The organism is Saccharomonospora cyanea NA-134, assembly GCF_000244975.1.
Taxonomy (GTDB): domain Bacteria; phylum Actinomycetota; class Actinomycetes; order Mycobacteriales; family Pseudonocardiaceae; genus Saccharomonospora; species Saccharomonospora cyanea.
In genome coordinates this window covers 1,877,493-1,892,038 of record NZ_CM001440.1, presented here as the reverse complement: position 1 = coordinate 1,892,038, position 14,546 = coordinate 1,877,493, and the positions used below count along the sequence as shown (strand labels likewise).

Sequence of the window (14,546 nt, the reverse complement as noted above, 5' to 3'; positions counted from 1 at the left end):
ACCCGGTCGCGGACCACTGCTCCGCCGGTACCACGAGACCGGCAGCGCACCGTGTCCGAACTGTTCACTCGGGCCGGGGTGTGTGCCTGTCGTGGCTGGTTGGAACCAGTGACCAAGGGAACATGAGAAAGACCCGGCGGATGCCGGGTCTGACTACGAAAACAACTGAATTGTCGTGGTGGGCGATACTGGGATCGAACCAGTGACCTCTTCGGTGTGAACGAAGCGCTCTCCCGCTGAGCTAATCGCCCTTTGCTGTTGTGGGAACAACTGTAGCGGAGGCTGATCGCGCCCCGAAAGCGGGGTCCCCTTTCGTGGAGGGGCGGCGGGGTCGCGGTGAGACACCGGCACTGTTTCCACTGGTGACACGTCGACGTGCAGCCGAAAGAGACCGCAAGGCGATCCCGACCCCGGCAGGTGTCTGCTGCAACATTCGCGCGACTTGTCTGTCCTTCGCCGGACGAAGCAAGCAGGATGTACCAGGGCCTCCCACGCGACACACACGTTTGGGTGATGTTCGAACTCAGGGTGATCGAACCGGCGCCGGAGTGCGTCACACCCGTAGGACACGGCCGAAGCCGGCCGGAAGGGAGCAGAAGGGTAACGACATGCGAAACGATCACGTCACGCTCCGGTCCACGGCGGTCTTCGACCTTCTGGCACCGCGAACGCCTCCGGTTCCGGTGAAGGTGGAACTGCGGTACGACACCCGCGACCCGTACGCGGTCGTGGCGGCGTTCCGCACCGGACGCGCCGGCTGGGTCGAGTGGGTCTTCGCCCGCGACCTCCTGGCCGACGGCCTCCTCGGGGAGGCGGGGGACGGCGACGTGCGCATCAAGCCGTCGATCGAGGACCCCGACTCCGTCTTCGTCGAACTGAACTCGCCGTCCGGTCACGCGATGTTCGAGGCCTCCGCCCAGGAGCTCGCCGACTTCCTCGACCAGACCTACGACGTCGTGCTGCCCGGCAACGAGCACCTGTGGGTCGACGTCGACGACGCGCTCACGAGGCTCATCCCGCACGATCTCGGCTGATCACGGGCTTGCGCGAGAACATGACCACCCCCCGTGCAAACGGCCGGAAGGGCATCGGATACAGTTCTTCACACACGACGACGAGGGGTCACCGGCCGAAAGGCCGAGTGACACCGAGTCGGAGATTGCGGACGTAGCGCAGTTGGTAGCGCATCACCTTGCCAAGGTGAGGGTCGCGGGTTCGAGTCCCGTCGTCCGCTCGACTGCGGCGGCATTCCGCAGTTGGATCGAGCTCGCGCTTGATTCACACCCACGGCGGAGTGGCCGAGTGGTTCAGGCAAGGGCCTGCAAAGCCCTGTACACGGGTTCGATTCCCGTCTCCGCCTCGCGCGATTAGCTCAGCGGGAGAGCGCTACCTTGACACGGTAGAGGTCACTGGTTCGATCCCAGTATCGCGCACCACCGAACCCCGCCCCGGACCACCGGGGCGGGGTTTCGTCGTTCAGGCCGACCGGGGGCCGTTCCGTCGGGGTTTCTGGCCCGGCCGCGGTCCGGCGGCCTTCGGCCGCACGGCGCGCGCTCGTTCCTCCTCACGATCCAGCACCCGGGTGAGGACGTACTGCTGACCGAACGTCCACAGGTTGTTGGCGAGGAAGTACAGCAGGACCCCGAGTGGCACGGGAAACAACGCTCCGGAGAGCAGCATGCCCGCAGGGGCGAGGTACACCATGGTCTTGCCGAACACGGCCGGCCCTCCCACGGCGGCGGTGTCGCCCTGCCGCCACAAGGACATCCGCATCGACAGGTACGTCGCAAGGCTCGCGACGAGCAGCAAGGGGCCGCCGACGGCGACCATGTGCAGCCGGTCGGTGCCGAACGCCGCGAGTTCCGCCGTGGACTGACTGAGCCAGTTGCCGAGTTTCGCACCGAACAGGTCGGCGCCCAGGAACGATTCCACGCCCTCCCGGTCGAACACGTGGTTGGTCCGAGCTTCGGGAGCGAAGCCACGCAACACCCAGAACAGGCTCAGGAACACGGGTATCTGCAGCAGTGCGGGCAGGCAGCCCGCGAGCATGCTGGTGCCGTGGTCGGCGTGCAGCTTCTGGATCTCCTGTGCCGTCCGCGCGCGGTCATCGCGGTACTTCGCGCGGATGCGCTGCACGTGTGGCGCGAGGTCCCGCATGCGGCGGGCCGCGCGGAGCTGGCTCAGCGTGGGTCTCACCAGTAGCGCGCGAACGGAGAAGACGAGGAAGACGATCGCCAGCGCCCACGCCGACCCGCTGTCGGGGTCGAGGAGGCTGCCTGTGACGCGGTGCCAGAACCAGAGGACGGCGGAAACGGGTAGGAGGAGGACATCGAACATCGGGGAGTTACTCCGTCACGTCGAGAAGAGACCAGGACAGCGTTCGGTGACCGCCCGGCTCGGCGTGGGAGTCAGGCGGTGTCGGCGCTGCCCAGTGACGGAGCTCGCGGTCGCGTACGACCTTCAGCGTCGGGGTCGAAGAGGCGGAGGACGAGTGCCCGCCGCGCTCGTTGCCGGTGACGGGCGCGCAACAGCCGAGCGGGAGCGCACCGGCGGGCGGAGCAGAGCGCGGCCGCGGACCCCACGAGTGCGGCGGCCACGCTCGTGGCCAGCACCGTGGCGAGCCCGAGCGGGCCGGCCTCCCCTGCCGCCGACACGGCGAGCAGGAGAGCGGGCAGCAGCGCGAGCAGCAGCAACAGCCGCCGCACCACGCTGCCTTCGAACGTCACGAGGCGAACCTAGCAGCCCGCGCACCGGCGAAGGGGCGGATCGGGCCGGGAAACGGTCCGCGGTCGGGCCGTCAGCCCTCCCCCGGCTCGGAACGGCCCTGTTGCTGCTCGGCCAGGAACCGCTCGAAGTGCTCGGCCAGCTCGTCGCCACTGGGCATCTCGTCGGCGTCGGCGAGCAGGTTGCTCTCCGGGCTCGCCTCGGTGAAGGCGTCGTACTGGCGTTCCAGCGCGGCGACCACGTCCGCGACCTCGGTGCTCTCCCGCACCTGCCGGTCGATCTCCAGGTTCGCGGCGTGTGCCGCCTCCCGCAGGTCGGCCAGGGGAACACGCAGGCCGGTCACCTCGGTCACGGCGTCGAAGAGCCGCAACGCGGCGGCCGGGTAACGCGACTGCGCGAGATACTGCGGGACGTGAGCGGCGAAACCCATCGCGTCGTGCCCGGCCTGCCCGAGCCGGTACTGCAACAACGCCGCCGCGCTGCCCGGCACCTGCACGTGGTTGAAGGTGACCCGGTGACTCCGCACGAGCTCGGGACGGGTCGCGTGGGCGGTGATACCCAGCGGCCTCGTGTGCGGCACGCCCATCGGGATACCGTGAGCGGTCACCGACAGCCGCACCCGCCACCGCTGGACGAGACCGCGCACGGCGGCGGCGAACGTCTCCCACTTCGTGTCGGGTTCCGGACCGGTGAACAGCAACAACGGCGTCCCGTCGGAGTCGTGCAGCAGCCGCACGGCCAGTTCCGGCTCGTCGTAGTCGGCCCAGTGGTCGGCGGCGAACGTCATCATGGGCCGCCGCGAACGGTAGTCGAGCAGCCGGTCGACGTCGAACCGCGCCACCACGGGGCCGTCGAACTCCGACCGCAGGTGCTCGACGAGGGTCCTCCCTGCCGAGCCCGCGTCGACGAACCCGTCGAAGTGGTAGAGCAGCACCGCCTCTTCCGGCACGGACACCCCGGAGTCCAGGTCGTACAGCTGCTCCGGATTGCGATCCACCGTCAACCTCCTGACCTCACCACGTCTGCCGTCACAGGGGGCAACGCCTGCTGACGTCCGTTCAATCCCACCACATCACTCGAGAGTGCCGTCTCCAGGCGGCCCATGATGGAAAGATGGGATGGGTGCAAGGGCCTCAATCCGGACAGACGACCACGACGATGGCGGTCGGTGACCACGCCGACAGCCTGGCCACCGTGCTCGACCTCGTGCGTTCGGGCACGGCGAGAACCCGGCCCGAGATCGGTAGACGTTCGGGTCTCGGCCGCACCGTCGTCACACAGCGGGTGAACCAGCTCACAGCGTGCGGACTGCTGGAGGAGGGAGCGCTCGGCCCGTCCAGCGGTGGTCGTGCGCCTCGCGAGCTGCGGTTCCGCGCGAGAGCAGGGGTGATCCTCGCCGCGGAGCTCGGTGCCACCGGCATCAGCGTCGGCGTCACCGACCTCACCGGGACCGTGCTGGCCGAGCACACCGAGGAGGTCGACATCGCGACGGGGCCGGACACCGTGCTGGGCCGCGTCGAGGAGGTGTTCGACGAACTGCTCGACCGGGTACGCACCGAACTCGCCGACCCGGGCCTCACCGTGTGGGGGGTGGGCATCGGCCTGCCGGGACCGGTGGAGTTCGCCACGGGGCGGCCGAGTGCGCCGCCGATCATGCCCGGCTGGGACGGCTACCCGGTGCGTGACCGCCTCGCCCGCCGCTACGACACCCCGGTCTGGGTGGACAACGAAGTCAACACCATGGCGCTCGGCGAACTGCGGGCCGGATCGGCGAAAGGCCAGCGGGACATCCTCTACGTGAAGATCGGCACCGGAATCGGCGCCGGACTCGTGTCCGGCGGCACGTTGCACCGCGGCAGCCAGGGCTGCGCGGGCGACATCGGGCACGCGGCGGCCTCCGACGAGGACGACGTGGTGTGCCGGTGCGGGAACACGGGCTGCCTCGAGGCGTACGCGGGTGGCGCGGCACTGGCCAGGGACGGGCTGGCCGCGGCGAAGGAGGGCCGCAGCCGGTTCCTCGCCGACGTGCTCGCCTCCACCGGCACGGTGACGGCGGCCGACATCTCCCGCGCCGCGCAGAGTGGCGACCGCACGTCGGTGGAGCTGCTGACCCGCGCGGGACGGCTCATCGGCAACCTGCTCGCGACGCTCGTCAGCTTCTACAACCCCGCACTCGTGATCATCGGAGGCGGAGTGTCGCGGGCGGGCGACCTGCTGTTGGCCACCGTGCGCGAGACCGTCTACCGGCGGTCGCTGCCACTCGCGACACGGGAGCTGCGCATCACCCGCTCCGCGCTCAGCAACCGGGCGGGGCTCGTCGGAGCGGCCTTCATGGCCATCGACGAACTGTTCGCGCCCGAGCGGCTCACGCGGTGGGTGGACAGAGGCTGCCCGGCAGGCGATCCCGCGCTGGTCGCGGTGCCACTGCGCGAGCCCGTGCTCTGACCACCCCCACACGTCACTTCTTCTTGGGCTTCTTCTCCCTCACCCGGACGTTGATCCGGACCGGAGTGCCCTTGAACCCGAAGCGCTCACGGAACTTGCGCTCGACGAACCGGCGGTAGCCCGCCTCCAGGAATCCGGTGCTGAACAGCACCAGCGTGGGCGGGCGCACTCCCGCCTGCGTGGCGAACAGCACCTTCGGCTGCTTGCCGCCGCGCACCGGCGGCGGGGTGGCGGCGATGAGATCGGACAACCAGCTGTTGAGCTGTCCGGTGGGCACGCGCTGGTCCCACGACGTCAGGGCGGTCCGCAGCGCGGGAGCGAGTTTGCGCACGGCTCGCCCTGTCAGGGCGGACACGTTCACCCGCTCCGCCCACGGCACCCGTACCAGCCCGCGATCGATCTCCCGGTCGAGCCGCTGGCGCCGGTCCTCGTCCACGAGGTCCCACTTGTTGAACGCGAGCACGAGCGCACGGCCCGCGTCGGCGACGGTGGTGACGATGCGCAGGTCCTGCTCCGACAGCGGCTCGCTGGCGTCGAGCAGCACGATGGCCACCTCCGCCGCGTCGATGGCGTTCTTGGTGCGCAGCGAGGCGTAGTACTCGGTGCCGCTGGCCGTCTGGACGCGCTTGCGCAGGCCCGCGGTGTCGACGAAGCGCCAGAGCTGCCCGTCGAGTTCGACCAGCGAGTCCACCGGGTCCACGGTGGTGCCCGCCACGGAGTCGACCACGGCACGCTGCTCGCCCGTCAGCTTGTTCAGCAGACTCGACTTGCCGACGTTGGGTTTGCCCACCAGGGCCACCCGCCTCGGCCCGGCGACGACCCGGTCGGTCTCGCGGGGTGCTTCGGGCAACGCCTCCACGACGGCGTCGAGCAGGTCACCGGAGCTGCGCCCGTGCAGCGCGCTCACCGGCCTCGGCTCGCCCAGCCCGAGGGACCACAGCGACGCCGTCTCGGCCAGGAGCCGCTCGTCGTCCACCTTGTTCGCCGCGAGGATCACCGGCCGCTTCGAGCGACGCAGCACCTTAGCCACGGCCTCGTCGGTCGCGGTGGCCCCCACGGAGGCGTCCACCACGAGCAGCACAACGTCGGCCGTGGCCATGGCGAGCTCGGCCTGCGTCGCCACCGAGGCCTGCAGGCCGGATGCGCCGGGCTCCCAGCCACCGGTGTCCACCAGTGTGAACCGGCGTCCCCGCCAGGTGGCGTCGTAGGCGATGCGGTCTCTCGTCACGCCCGGTGTGTCCTGGACGACCGCCTCCCGACGGCCCAGGATGCGGTTCACCAACGTGGACTTGCCGACGTTCGGCCTGCCGACGACGGCCACCACGGGCTGCGGTGGTTCCCCGGCGTCCGGGTACGGCTCCTCGGCGGCGGCAGCGTCGAGCCGGAGGAACTCCGCCTCGTCGGACCAGGTTCCGTCCAGTTCGGTCATGCGTCGTCTCTTCCCTCGTTCTGCCTGTCCTGCCAGGGGCGCTCCCCCAGATCGTCAGTTCTCGCGGTCGCGGCGGGCGCGCTCGTCGTCGACGGCGCGCACGAGCGCGGCGAGAGTGTCGCGAAGCCGGTCGGTGGCCTGCGCGAGTCCGGCCCGCCCTTTCCCGACGTCGAGGGTGAACGGCTCACCGATCACCACGTCGACCACCGGGCGCAGGCGTCGCCGCGCACCCGGAGGCCGCAGGGTTCCCCGCACCGCCACCGGGAGCACCACGGCACCGCTCGCCCGCACCAGCCACGCCGCTCCCTGCTGCGCCTGGCTCACGTCCCCCGCGCCACGGGTTCCCTCGGGGAACACGCCCACCAGCCCGCCGTCCCGCAGCACGTCGGTGACGGTCAGCAGCGCGGTGCGGTCGGGAGCCCCCCGCCGCACCGGCACCTGTCCGATGCGGCGCAGTCCCCAGCCTGCCGCGCCGGTGAACATCTCCTCCTTGACGAGGAACACCGAACGCCTCGGCAACATTCCGAAGATGAGTTGTGGCTCGATCATCGTGCTGTGGTTGGCCACGAGCACGACGGGGCCGGTGCGCGGTACCCGCTCCACACCCCGCACCCGCAGCCGGTACGCGGGCCGGTAGAGCCAGCGGCCGATGAACCTGCCCAGATCGTGCAACCACGGTACCGCGCCGGGAGGCAGGCCCGTTCCGGCCGAGCGTGCCGCGGGAGTCACCGGCGCATTCCCGCGACTTCGCCGCCGAGCAGGCCCCGGCCGTCGGCGAGTTCGGCGAGCTTCGCGGTGACCTCGTCGATCGTCAGGTCGGAGGTGTCGAGCAGCACGGCGTCGTCGGCGGCCCGCAACGGCGAGGTCGCTCGGGTCGAGTCCAGGTGGTCGCGGCGCTGCACGGACGCCTTCGCCTCCTCGAAGGTGGACGCCCGGCCCTCCGCCGAGTCCTGCGCGGTGCGTCGCCGCGCCCGCACGTCGGCCGAGGCGGTGAGGAAGACCTTGAGCGGCGCGTCAGGAGCGACCACCGTTCCGATGTCCCGGCCGTCGACCACGATGCCGCCGCCGGTGTCGAGAGTCTCGTGGATGACACGGCGCTGCTCGGCCACGAGGAGTTCCCGGACGGCCGGCACCGCCGACACCGGGGACACGGCCCGGTTGACCTCCTCCGTGCGGATCTCGGCACTGACGTCCGTGCCGTCCAGCAGCGCCCTCGGCGTGTCCGGGTCGGTGGCCACGTCGATCCGCGTCCGGCGCACCACCGTCACGACGGCCGCCGGGTCGCCGGGATCGGCACCGGCCCGCAGTACCGCCAGCGTGGCCACACGGTACATGGCCCCGGTGTCCAGGTACCCGGCGCCCAGTTCGGTGGCCAGCCTCCGCGCCGCCGTCGTCTTGCCGGTTCCCGACGGACCGTCCAATGCCACCACGCCACACAGCGCTCGAGCCACCGGGCCCACTCCTTGCCGTTTCATGATCGTCTCGTCTTCGTCAGCGGACGCGCCGCAGCAGGCGGCCGCGCGTGCGGGTCTCATTGTGCCCGGTGCTGTGATGAGACCCGTCTCACCGGTCCCCGGGGCGGCCCTTCGGCGAGAGGAAGCCCTCCCGGCGCAGCCGATCGCCCAGGTGGTCCCGAACGAGGGACGACCTCTCGACGGCACCGATCCGGTACGCGGCTCTGCCCACGAGCTGCGAGAGGACGGGGGCCGTGACCACCTGCAGGAGCGCCACGAGAACCAGGCCGAAGGCGTCCACGATCTCCAGCTGGAGGGCCGCGCCGAACAACACCATGATCAGGCCCACGGTCTGGGGCTTCGTCGCGGCCTGCAGCCGGCTGAGCAGGTCGGGGAACCGCAGCAGCCCGAACGCGCCCACTGCGCAGAACAGCGCCCCGCCGAGGAGGAAGACGCTGGACACGATGTCGATCAGCATCAGCGATGCTCCTTCCGTCCCTCGGTGAGCCGGACGACGCTGAGCGTGCCGACGAAGCCCAGCAACGCCGTACACACCAGGATCGGCACCGTGAGCACGGAGTCTGTCATCGCCATGTTCACGGCGAAGCCCGCGACGATGAGGACCACGAGCACGTCGAGGGCCATGGCCCGGTCGAGGATCCACGGGCCCTTGACCAGCCGGACCAGGGTGAGCAACCCGGCCACGGCGAGGACGGCCAGGGTGGTGACGTAGACGACGATCACTGCTTCACCTCACGAGTCGACTCTGTGGTGGTGCTCGGATGACTCATGCCCGGCCCTCCACCGGACTCGGCTCGGCACCGAACCGCTGCGCGCGCTCGACCGCGGCGCGGATCTCCTCGGCGGTGCCGAACGCCCTGGCCACCCTGACCTGCATCTTCATGGCACCTTGGACGTGCGGCTCCACGTCGGACGAGTACGCGCCCAGGGCGTAGACGTAGAAACAGCCCCGCGGCCGGTCGATGTGCAGCACGAAGGTCCCCGGAGCCAGCGACACCAGGTTGGCCGCCGAGGCCACCAGGAAGTCGCGGTCCACGAGGATCGGCACCTCGACGATGACCGCCTTGGTGCGGGGTCCGTAGCGCGTGGCGTCCCACCCGACCCGCACCCCCGAGCTGACCAGATCCCACACCAGGTACACCGCGAGGCCGAGGAGCCGGTGGGGGCGGACCAGCAGCGGGGACCGCACGGGGCTGAACGGGAACATCAGCAGCACCGCGGCCGTGACGACCACACCGGAGACCAGCACGAGCGGTTCGACCGAGCGCCACAGCAGCACCCACACCAAGCACAGCCACGGGGCGAGCAGTGGGGAGAACCGGCGCATTCCGTTCTGCATGTTCAGTCCTCCCCCTCGGTGAGCACCACACTGCGGTACTGGTCGCCGCCCAGGAGGTCCTCCGCCGCTCGTTCGCTCATCGCCGCCAGGGGCCCGGCCGCGAGCGCGATGGCCACACCGGTCAGCACGAGCACGCTCGTGGCGAAGACCATCGGCCGGTTGGTGAGCCCCGTGCCCACCGTGAGCTCGTCGGTCGGGTCGTCGTCGGGGAACGGTTCGCGCTTCGCGCCCCAGAACGCGCCGACCCACACCCGGGTCATGGCGTACAGGGTGAGGAAACTCGTCAGGACCGCAGCCGCGGTGGCCGTGTACGCGAGCACCGTGGCGCTCTCGGCCCCGGCGCGGAACAGCGTGATCTTGGCGATGAAGCCGGAGAACGGCGGGATCCCCGCGAGGTTGAGCGCGGGAACCGCGAACAGCGCCGCGATCAGCGGCGCGCTCTTGGCGACACCGGACATCTCCCGCAGCGACACCGTTCCCGTGCGCCGGGTGAGAAGACCGCTGACCAGGAACAGCGCCGCCTGCACGGTGATGTGGTGAACGACGTAGAGGATCGCACCGGTCACCCCGACGACGGTGGCCATGCCGAGCCCGAACAGCATGAAACCGATGTGGCTGACCAGCAGGAACGACAGCAACCGGTTGATGTCCTCCTGCGCGATGGCGCCGAGGACACCGACGACCATGGTCAGAATCGACACCACGAGCAACACGTTCCACACGGCGTCGTTCTGGAACACCAGCGTGTGCGTACGGATCAGCGCGTACACGCCGACCTTCGTGAGCAGGCCGGCGAACACGGCCGTGATGGGCGCGGGCGCTGTCGGGTAGCTGTCCGGCAGCCAGAAGTGCAACGGGACCAGCGCGGCCTTGATACCGAAGACGACGGTCGCGAGCAACGCGATGCTCGTCTGCACGCCCGGCGACAGGTCGCGGAACGCCACGGACAGATCGGCGAGGTTGATGGTGCCCGTCGCCGCGTACACCAGCGCGATCAACGTGATGAACAGCAGCGACGACGTGAGGCTCACGATCACGTACGTCATGCCCGCCCTCACCCGGCGGGCGCTGGTACGCCGCGTGATGAGCACGTACGACGCCGACAACATGATCTCGAACGCCACGAAGAGGTTGAACAGGTCGCCGGTGATGTAGGCCAGCGAGACACCCGCGCACAGCACCAGGTACGCGGGCTGGAACGTGGTGGACGCGATCTCCCGGCCGTAGTCGGTGATGCGCTGCCCGATGGAGAACACCAGCACCGCCAACGTGACCACCGCCGACACGAGCAGCAGCAGCGCCGCGAGCCGATCGGCGATCAGGGTGATGCCGAACGGCGCGGCGTAACCGCCGAGCTGCAGCACCACGGGCCCCTCGGTGTCGGTGACGTACACCAGCACCGAGGCGATGGCGACGACGACACTGAGGACGGTCGTGCCGATCACGCGTTGCAGGTCGGGCCTGCGCCCGAGAAGCAGTGACAGCGCCGCGCCGAGCAGCGGCAACAGAACGGGGAGGGCGAGCAGCACGGTCATCGGCGGGCCTCCCGAGGTGTCTCGGGAGCGTCCTCGGACGCTTCCTCCGCCTCGCCCGGGGTGTCGGAGTCGGCGACGTCCGGCGACGCGCTCTCCTCCACGGCGCGCGCCTCACGGACGGCCACCCGGCGGTCCTCGACGTCGTCCTGCACCTCGTCGTGTCCGAGCAGCACCCACGAACGGAACGCCAGTGCCAGCAGGAACGTGGTGAGCGCGAACGTGATGACGATCGCCGTGAGCGCGAGCGCCTGTGGCAACGGGTCCACCATCAGTTCGGCGACGGCCTCGCCGACGAAGCTGGGCACCCCGGGCGGACCACCGGCCACCTGCAGGAAGAGGTTCGCACCGTGCCCGAGGATCGTGATGCCGATGATCACGCGCATCAGCGACCGTTGCATGATCAGGTAGAACCCGACCGTGTACAGCCCGGCGATCGCCACCGCCATCGTCAGATTGATCGTCACGTGCTCGCGTCCCCCGGCTGGTGGTCGTTCAGTTCGCTCTCCAGTTCGCCCAGTTGGATGCCCTCGCCGAGAGTGCGGAGCAGGTTCAGCACCACACCGACGATGAGCAGGAAGACACCGGTGTCGAACGCCAGACTCGTCGCGATCTTCAACGAGCCCAGCAGCGGGACGTCCACGGTCCAGATCGCGCTGGACAGCACGGGAAGCCCGAAGAACACCGGCACGATCGCACTCGCGACCACCACGACCAGCCCGCAGCCGATCACGACCGGCGGCTGCACCCGGGAGCTGCGAAGGCCCGTCACCGACCCGCCCGCGACGTAGCGGAGCACGAACGCCAGACCCGCCACGAGCCCCGCGCTGAACCCTCCGCCCGCACGCGTGTGACCGGCGAACAACAGGTAGACCGCCACGAGCAGCACCGTCGGGAAGACGATCCGCAGGCACACCTCGAGTAGCAGCGACCGCGGCCAGCGGGTCTGTTCGCTCTCCCGCATGAGCCAGTGCTCACGCGGCCGGTCGCAGGTGTCCCACCACAGCTGCGCGCCCTCGGGCCGGGATACGGTCACAGTACTGACCCTTCCTGGTACCCGGGCTCGCTCTCCGGACGGTTCCGCACCTCCTGCTCGTCCTGCTCGGCCTCCTCGTCCGTGTCCGCGGCCGGGTCGTCCGGCCGCCGGCGCTGCCGGTGAGCCGCGAGGATGAGGCTCGCCGCGCCGATCGCGGCCACCGCCAGTACCGTGATCTCGCCGAGGGTGTCGAACGCGCGGAAGTCGACGATGATCGCGTTCACGACGTTCGTGGCCCCGGCTTCGGGCTCGGCCCGGGCGATGTACTCGTGGCTGGTCTGCGGGAGCCCGTCACGCGAACCCGACACCAGCACCGCGAGTACCGCGACCACGGTGCCCCCCAGCGCGGCGATGGCCGCTTTGGTCCAGCGAACCTTCACCGACTTCGGCCGGCGCTTCCCGAACGCCGAGGGGAATCGCCGCAGCACGAACACGAACACGACGAGCGTGAGCGACTCCACGAGGAACTGCGCCAGCGCGAGGTCCACGCCACCCTCGACCACGAACAACGCCCCGATGCTGTAGCCGACCAGCCCGGTCAGCAGCACGGCCGTCAGCCGGCGGCGCGCGAGCACGACGGCGCCCGCCGCGGCGAGCATCACCACCACCAGCACCGGCTGTATCCACGAGTCGGCGAACCGCAGAGCGGTCTGCTCGCCGATCCCGCTCAACAGGCCCAACGTCGGCACCACCGACATCGTCACGATGATCACGCCGAGGTAGACCGGCAGTGAACCGACCTGCAACCGGCCGGTGAGCCAGCGAGCGGTCCGGTCGAGCGCGCCCATCGTGGCCAGATACGACGGTTCCGCCTGCAACGCCACGGGCAGGCGGCCCGCGAACCGGCGGAGCACCCAGGTCGTCCGGTAGGCGGCGTACCCCGCGGCCAGGATGAGTACCGACAGCGCCAGGGGCACGCTGAATCCGTGCCACAGCGCGAGGTGGTAGCGCACTCCCTCCGACGGGTAGGCGCTCGCGTACCGTCCCGTGAGGACCTCGGCCCAGGACGGCACGAGCCCGAGCACGAGGCTCGCCACGGCGGGCACCAGCACAGGGGCCACGAACAACGCTCCCGGGCGTTCGACCCGGACCGGCTCGACCCCGGGGCGGGTGCCGAACGCGCCGACCAGGAACCGCAGGCTGTACGCCGCGGTCAGCGCCGAGCCGAGAGCCAGCCCCACGAGGACGATCGTGCCCACGCCCCGGCCGAGAGCGCCGCCGTGCAGGAACGCCTCCAGAGCCGCTTCCTTACCGACGAAGCCCAGCAGCGGCGGCACACCCGCCATCGACGCCACCGCGAGTGTCGCCACCCCGGCCAGTAGCGGCCACTGGCGGCCGAGGCCGGACAAATGGCGCACATCACGTGTCCCGGCTCGCTTGTCGATGATGCCGGTGACGAGAAAGAGCGTCGATTTGAACAGCCCGTGCGCGAGAATGAGCGTCGCACCGGCCAGCGCGGAAACGAAGCCGCCCGAACCGACCAAAACCATCAAAAAGCCCAATTGGCTGACGGTTCCGAACGCGAGCAGCGTCTTGAGGTCGTTCTGCCGCAGGGCCCGCACGGCGCCGAGGAGCATGGTCCAGAGCCCGAGGACCACCAGCGGGATCCACCAGGCCGGCATCGCGGAGAAACCGGGAGCGAAGCGCGCGACGAGGTAGACACCGGCCTTCACCATGGCGGCGGCGTGCAGGTAGGCGCTCACCGGCGTGGGCGCGACCATGGCAGCGGGCAACCAGAAGTGGAACGGGAACTGGGCGGACTTCGTGAAGGCCCCCACAAGGACGAGCACCACCGCGACGCTCACCAGCGGCCCCGCGGCCGGCGGGTCGGCCACGATCTCCGACACGCGGACCGTTCCGGCCGCCGCCGCGAGCAGGACCAGCCCCAGCAACATCGACAGCCCGCCCGCGGCGGTGACCAGCAACGCCTGCGTGGCGGAACGGCGCGACCGCCTCGTCGTGCCGTCGCCACCGACGAGCAGGAACGAGCACACGGTCGTCAGTTCCCAGAACAGGTACAGGGAGAAGACGTCGTCGACGAGAACGAGCCCCAGCATCGCTCCCGCGAACGTCACCAACAGCGAGGAATTCCGCCCGATGTTCTTGTCGTCCGGTTTCGCGTAGCACGCGTAGTAAAAAAGGACCAGAGCGCCGACCCCGGAGACGAGCAGCGACATGAGCACCGAAAGGGAATCGATTCGGAGCGTGATTTCCAAATCGATGGACGGCGCCCAGGGAACCGTCTGCTCCACGGCATCACCCGGATCACCGAAAGCGCCCCGGGAGAAGAAAAGGAGTAATGTGGCGAGAGTGGCGGCCGACAGTACGCCTCCGACGAGGAAGGCGACCCTTCCCCACCTGCGCGAGATCGCGGGCAGCAGCACCGCGACGGCGAAATGGGCGAGAATCGCCACAAGCATACGTTCCACCGCCGTCTCGGGTCCGAAACATTGTCATCGGGCTCGGAAGGGCACAGTCAGCACATCAGCGTACTGATCATCGAAGAACCCCGTGGCTCCATCCTACAGAACGGCCTTTCCTCATCGCAGCGCGCGACGGCCATTAC

General features: G+C 69.8%; 15 protein-coding genes and 4 tRNA genes. 5 read left to right on the top strand and 14 right to left on the bottom strand.

Annotated features, from left to right (window positions below; translation table 11 throughout):
- Nucleotides 1–176: 176 nt before the first annotated feature.
- Nucleotides 177–251: transfer RNA gene (locus tag SACCYDRAFT_RS09045), tRNA-Val, on the bottom strand.
- Nucleotides 252–608: 357 nt separating this feature from the next.
- Here SACCYDRAFT_RS09045 and SACCYDRAFT_RS09040 point away from each other — a divergent pair.
- The 4 genes from SACCYDRAFT_RS09040 to SACCYDRAFT_RS09025 all read left to right on the top strand — a co-directional run bounded on the left by SACCYDRAFT_RS09040 (nucleotide 609) and on the right by SACCYDRAFT_RS09025 (nucleotide 1,436).
- Nucleotides 609–1,034: an SsgA family sporulation/cell division regulator gene (locus tag SACCYDRAFT_RS09040; protein ID WP_005455582.1), complete on the top strand. Its 426-nt coding sequence runs from the start codon at nucleotides 609–611 to the stop codon at nucleotides 1,032–1,034.
- A gap of 127 nt (nucleotides 1,035–1,161) precedes the next feature.
- Nucleotides 1,162–1,234: transfer RNA gene (locus tag SACCYDRAFT_RS09035), tRNA-Gly, on the top strand.
- Nucleotides 1,235–1,288: 54 nt separating this feature from the next.
- Nucleotides 1,289–1,360, top strand: a tRNA-Cys gene (locus tag SACCYDRAFT_RS09030).
- 1 nt (nucleotide 1,361) lies between these two features.
- A tRNA-Val gene (locus tag SACCYDRAFT_RS09025) sits at nucleotides 1,362–1,436 on the top strand.
- A gap of 40 nt (nucleotides 1,437–1,476) precedes the next feature.
- Here SACCYDRAFT_RS09025 and yidC read toward each other — a convergent pair.
- The 3 genes from yidC to SACCYDRAFT_RS09010 form a co-directional block, all read right to left on the bottom strand.
- On the bottom strand, nucleotides 1,477–2,337 hold the full coding sequence (gene yidC, locus SACCYDRAFT_RS09020; protein WP_005455580.1) for a membrane protein insertase YidC: 861 nt from the start codon (nucleotides 2,335–2,337) through the stop codon (nucleotides 1,477–1,479).
- A 71-nt stretch (nucleotides 2,338–2,408) separates the two neighbouring features.
- Nucleotides 2,409–2,726, bottom strand: coding sequence for a DUF6412 domain-containing protein (locus SACCYDRAFT_RS09015; RefSeq protein ID WP_005455578.1), 318 nt, complete (start codon nucleotides 2,724–2,726; stop codon nucleotides 2,409–2,411).
- A gap of 71 nt (nucleotides 2,727–2,797) precedes the next feature.
- Nucleotides 2,798–3,721: a proteasome assembly chaperone family protein gene (locus SACCYDRAFT_RS09010; protein ID WP_005455576.1), complete on the bottom strand. Its 924-nt coding sequence runs from the start codon at nucleotides 3,719–3,721 to the stop codon at nucleotides 2,798–2,800.
- A 116-nt stretch (nucleotides 3,722–3,837) separates the two neighbouring features.
- Here SACCYDRAFT_RS09010 and SACCYDRAFT_RS09005 point away from each other — a divergent pair, with 116 nt between their 5' ends.
- A complete protein-coding gene (locus SACCYDRAFT_RS09005; RefSeq protein WP_408640300.1) occupies nucleotides 3,838–5,169 on the top strand; it encodes an ROK family protein in 1,332 nt (443 codons plus the stop codon).
- 13 nt (nucleotides 5,170–5,182) lie between these two features.
- On the opposite strand, the gene der is transcribed toward SACCYDRAFT_RS09005, so the two are convergent.
- From der to mbhE, 10 genes are all read right to left on the bottom strand, one after another.
- The gene (der, locus tag SACCYDRAFT_RS09000) at nucleotides 5,183–6,598 is read right to left on the bottom strand and encodes a ribosome biogenesis GTPase Der (protein WP_005455573.1); all 1,416 of its coding nucleotides are present in this window, start codon (nucleotides 6,596–6,598) and stop codon (nucleotides 5,183–5,185) included.
- 54 nt (nucleotides 6,599–6,652) lie between these two features.
- Nucleotides 6,653–7,327 (bottom strand): lysophospholipid acyltransferase family protein, encoded by a 675-nt coding sequence (locus SACCYDRAFT_RS08995; protein ID WP_005455571.1) that lies wholly within the window; start codon nucleotides 7,325–7,327, stop codon nucleotides 6,653–6,655.
- On the bottom strand, nucleotides 7,324–8,049 hold the full coding sequence (gene cmk, locus SACCYDRAFT_RS08990; RefSeq protein WP_005455569.1) for a (d)CMP kinase: 726 nt from the start codon (nucleotides 8,047–8,049) through the stop codon (nucleotides 7,324–7,326). The genes SACCYDRAFT_RS08995 and cmk overlap by 4 nt, the downstream gene beginning before the upstream one ends.
- Nucleotides 8,050–8,161: 112 nt before the next feature.
- Nucleotides 8,162–8,530: a monovalent cation/H(+) antiporter subunit G gene (gene mnhG / locus SACCYDRAFT_RS08985; RefSeq protein ID WP_005455568.1), complete on the bottom strand. Its 369-nt coding sequence runs from the start codon at nucleotides 8,528–8,530 to the stop codon at nucleotides 8,162–8,164.
- Nucleotides 8,530–8,796, bottom strand: coding sequence for a monovalent cation/H+ antiporter complex subunit F (locus SACCYDRAFT_RS08980; RefSeq protein ID WP_005455567.1), 267 nt, complete (start codon nucleotides 8,794–8,796; stop codon nucleotides 8,530–8,532). Before SACCYDRAFT_RS08980 ends, mnhG begins: the two co-directional genes overlap by 1 nt.
- 43 nt (nucleotides 8,797–8,839) lie before the next feature.
- Nucleotides 8,840–9,412, bottom strand: a complete 573-nt coding sequence (locus tag SACCYDRAFT_RS08975) for a Na+/H+ antiporter subunit E (protein WP_005455566.1) — start codon at nucleotides 9,410–9,412, stop codon at nucleotides 8,840–8,842.
- 2 nt (nucleotides 9,413–9,414) lie between these two features.
- On the bottom strand, nucleotides 9,415–10,947 hold the full coding sequence (locus tag SACCYDRAFT_RS08970) for a Na+/H+ antiporter subunit D (protein WP_005455565.1): 1,533 nt from the start codon (nucleotides 10,945–10,947) through the stop codon (nucleotides 9,415–9,417).
- Nucleotides 10,944–11,411 (bottom strand): Na(+)/H(+) antiporter subunit C, encoded by a 468-nt coding sequence (locus SACCYDRAFT_RS08965; RefSeq protein WP_005455563.1) that lies wholly within the window; start codon nucleotides 11,409–11,411, stop codon nucleotides 10,944–10,946. The genes SACCYDRAFT_RS08970 and SACCYDRAFT_RS08965 overlap by 4 nt, the downstream gene beginning before the upstream one ends.
- Nucleotides 11,408–11,980, bottom strand: coding sequence for an MnhB domain-containing protein (locus SACCYDRAFT_RS08960; RefSeq protein WP_005455561.1), 573 nt, complete (start codon nucleotides 11,978–11,980; stop codon nucleotides 11,408–11,410). Before SACCYDRAFT_RS08960 ends, SACCYDRAFT_RS08965 begins: the two co-directional genes overlap by 4 nt.
- Entirely contained in the window at nucleotides 11,977–14,400 is a 2,424-nt protein-coding gene (gene mbhE / locus SACCYDRAFT_RS08955) for a hydrogen gas-evolving membrane-bound hydrogenase subunit E (protein WP_005455559.1), read from the bottom strand. The genes SACCYDRAFT_RS08960 and mbhE overlap by 4 nt, the downstream gene beginning before the upstream one ends.
- Nucleotides 14,401–14,546: the final 146 nt, after the last annotated feature.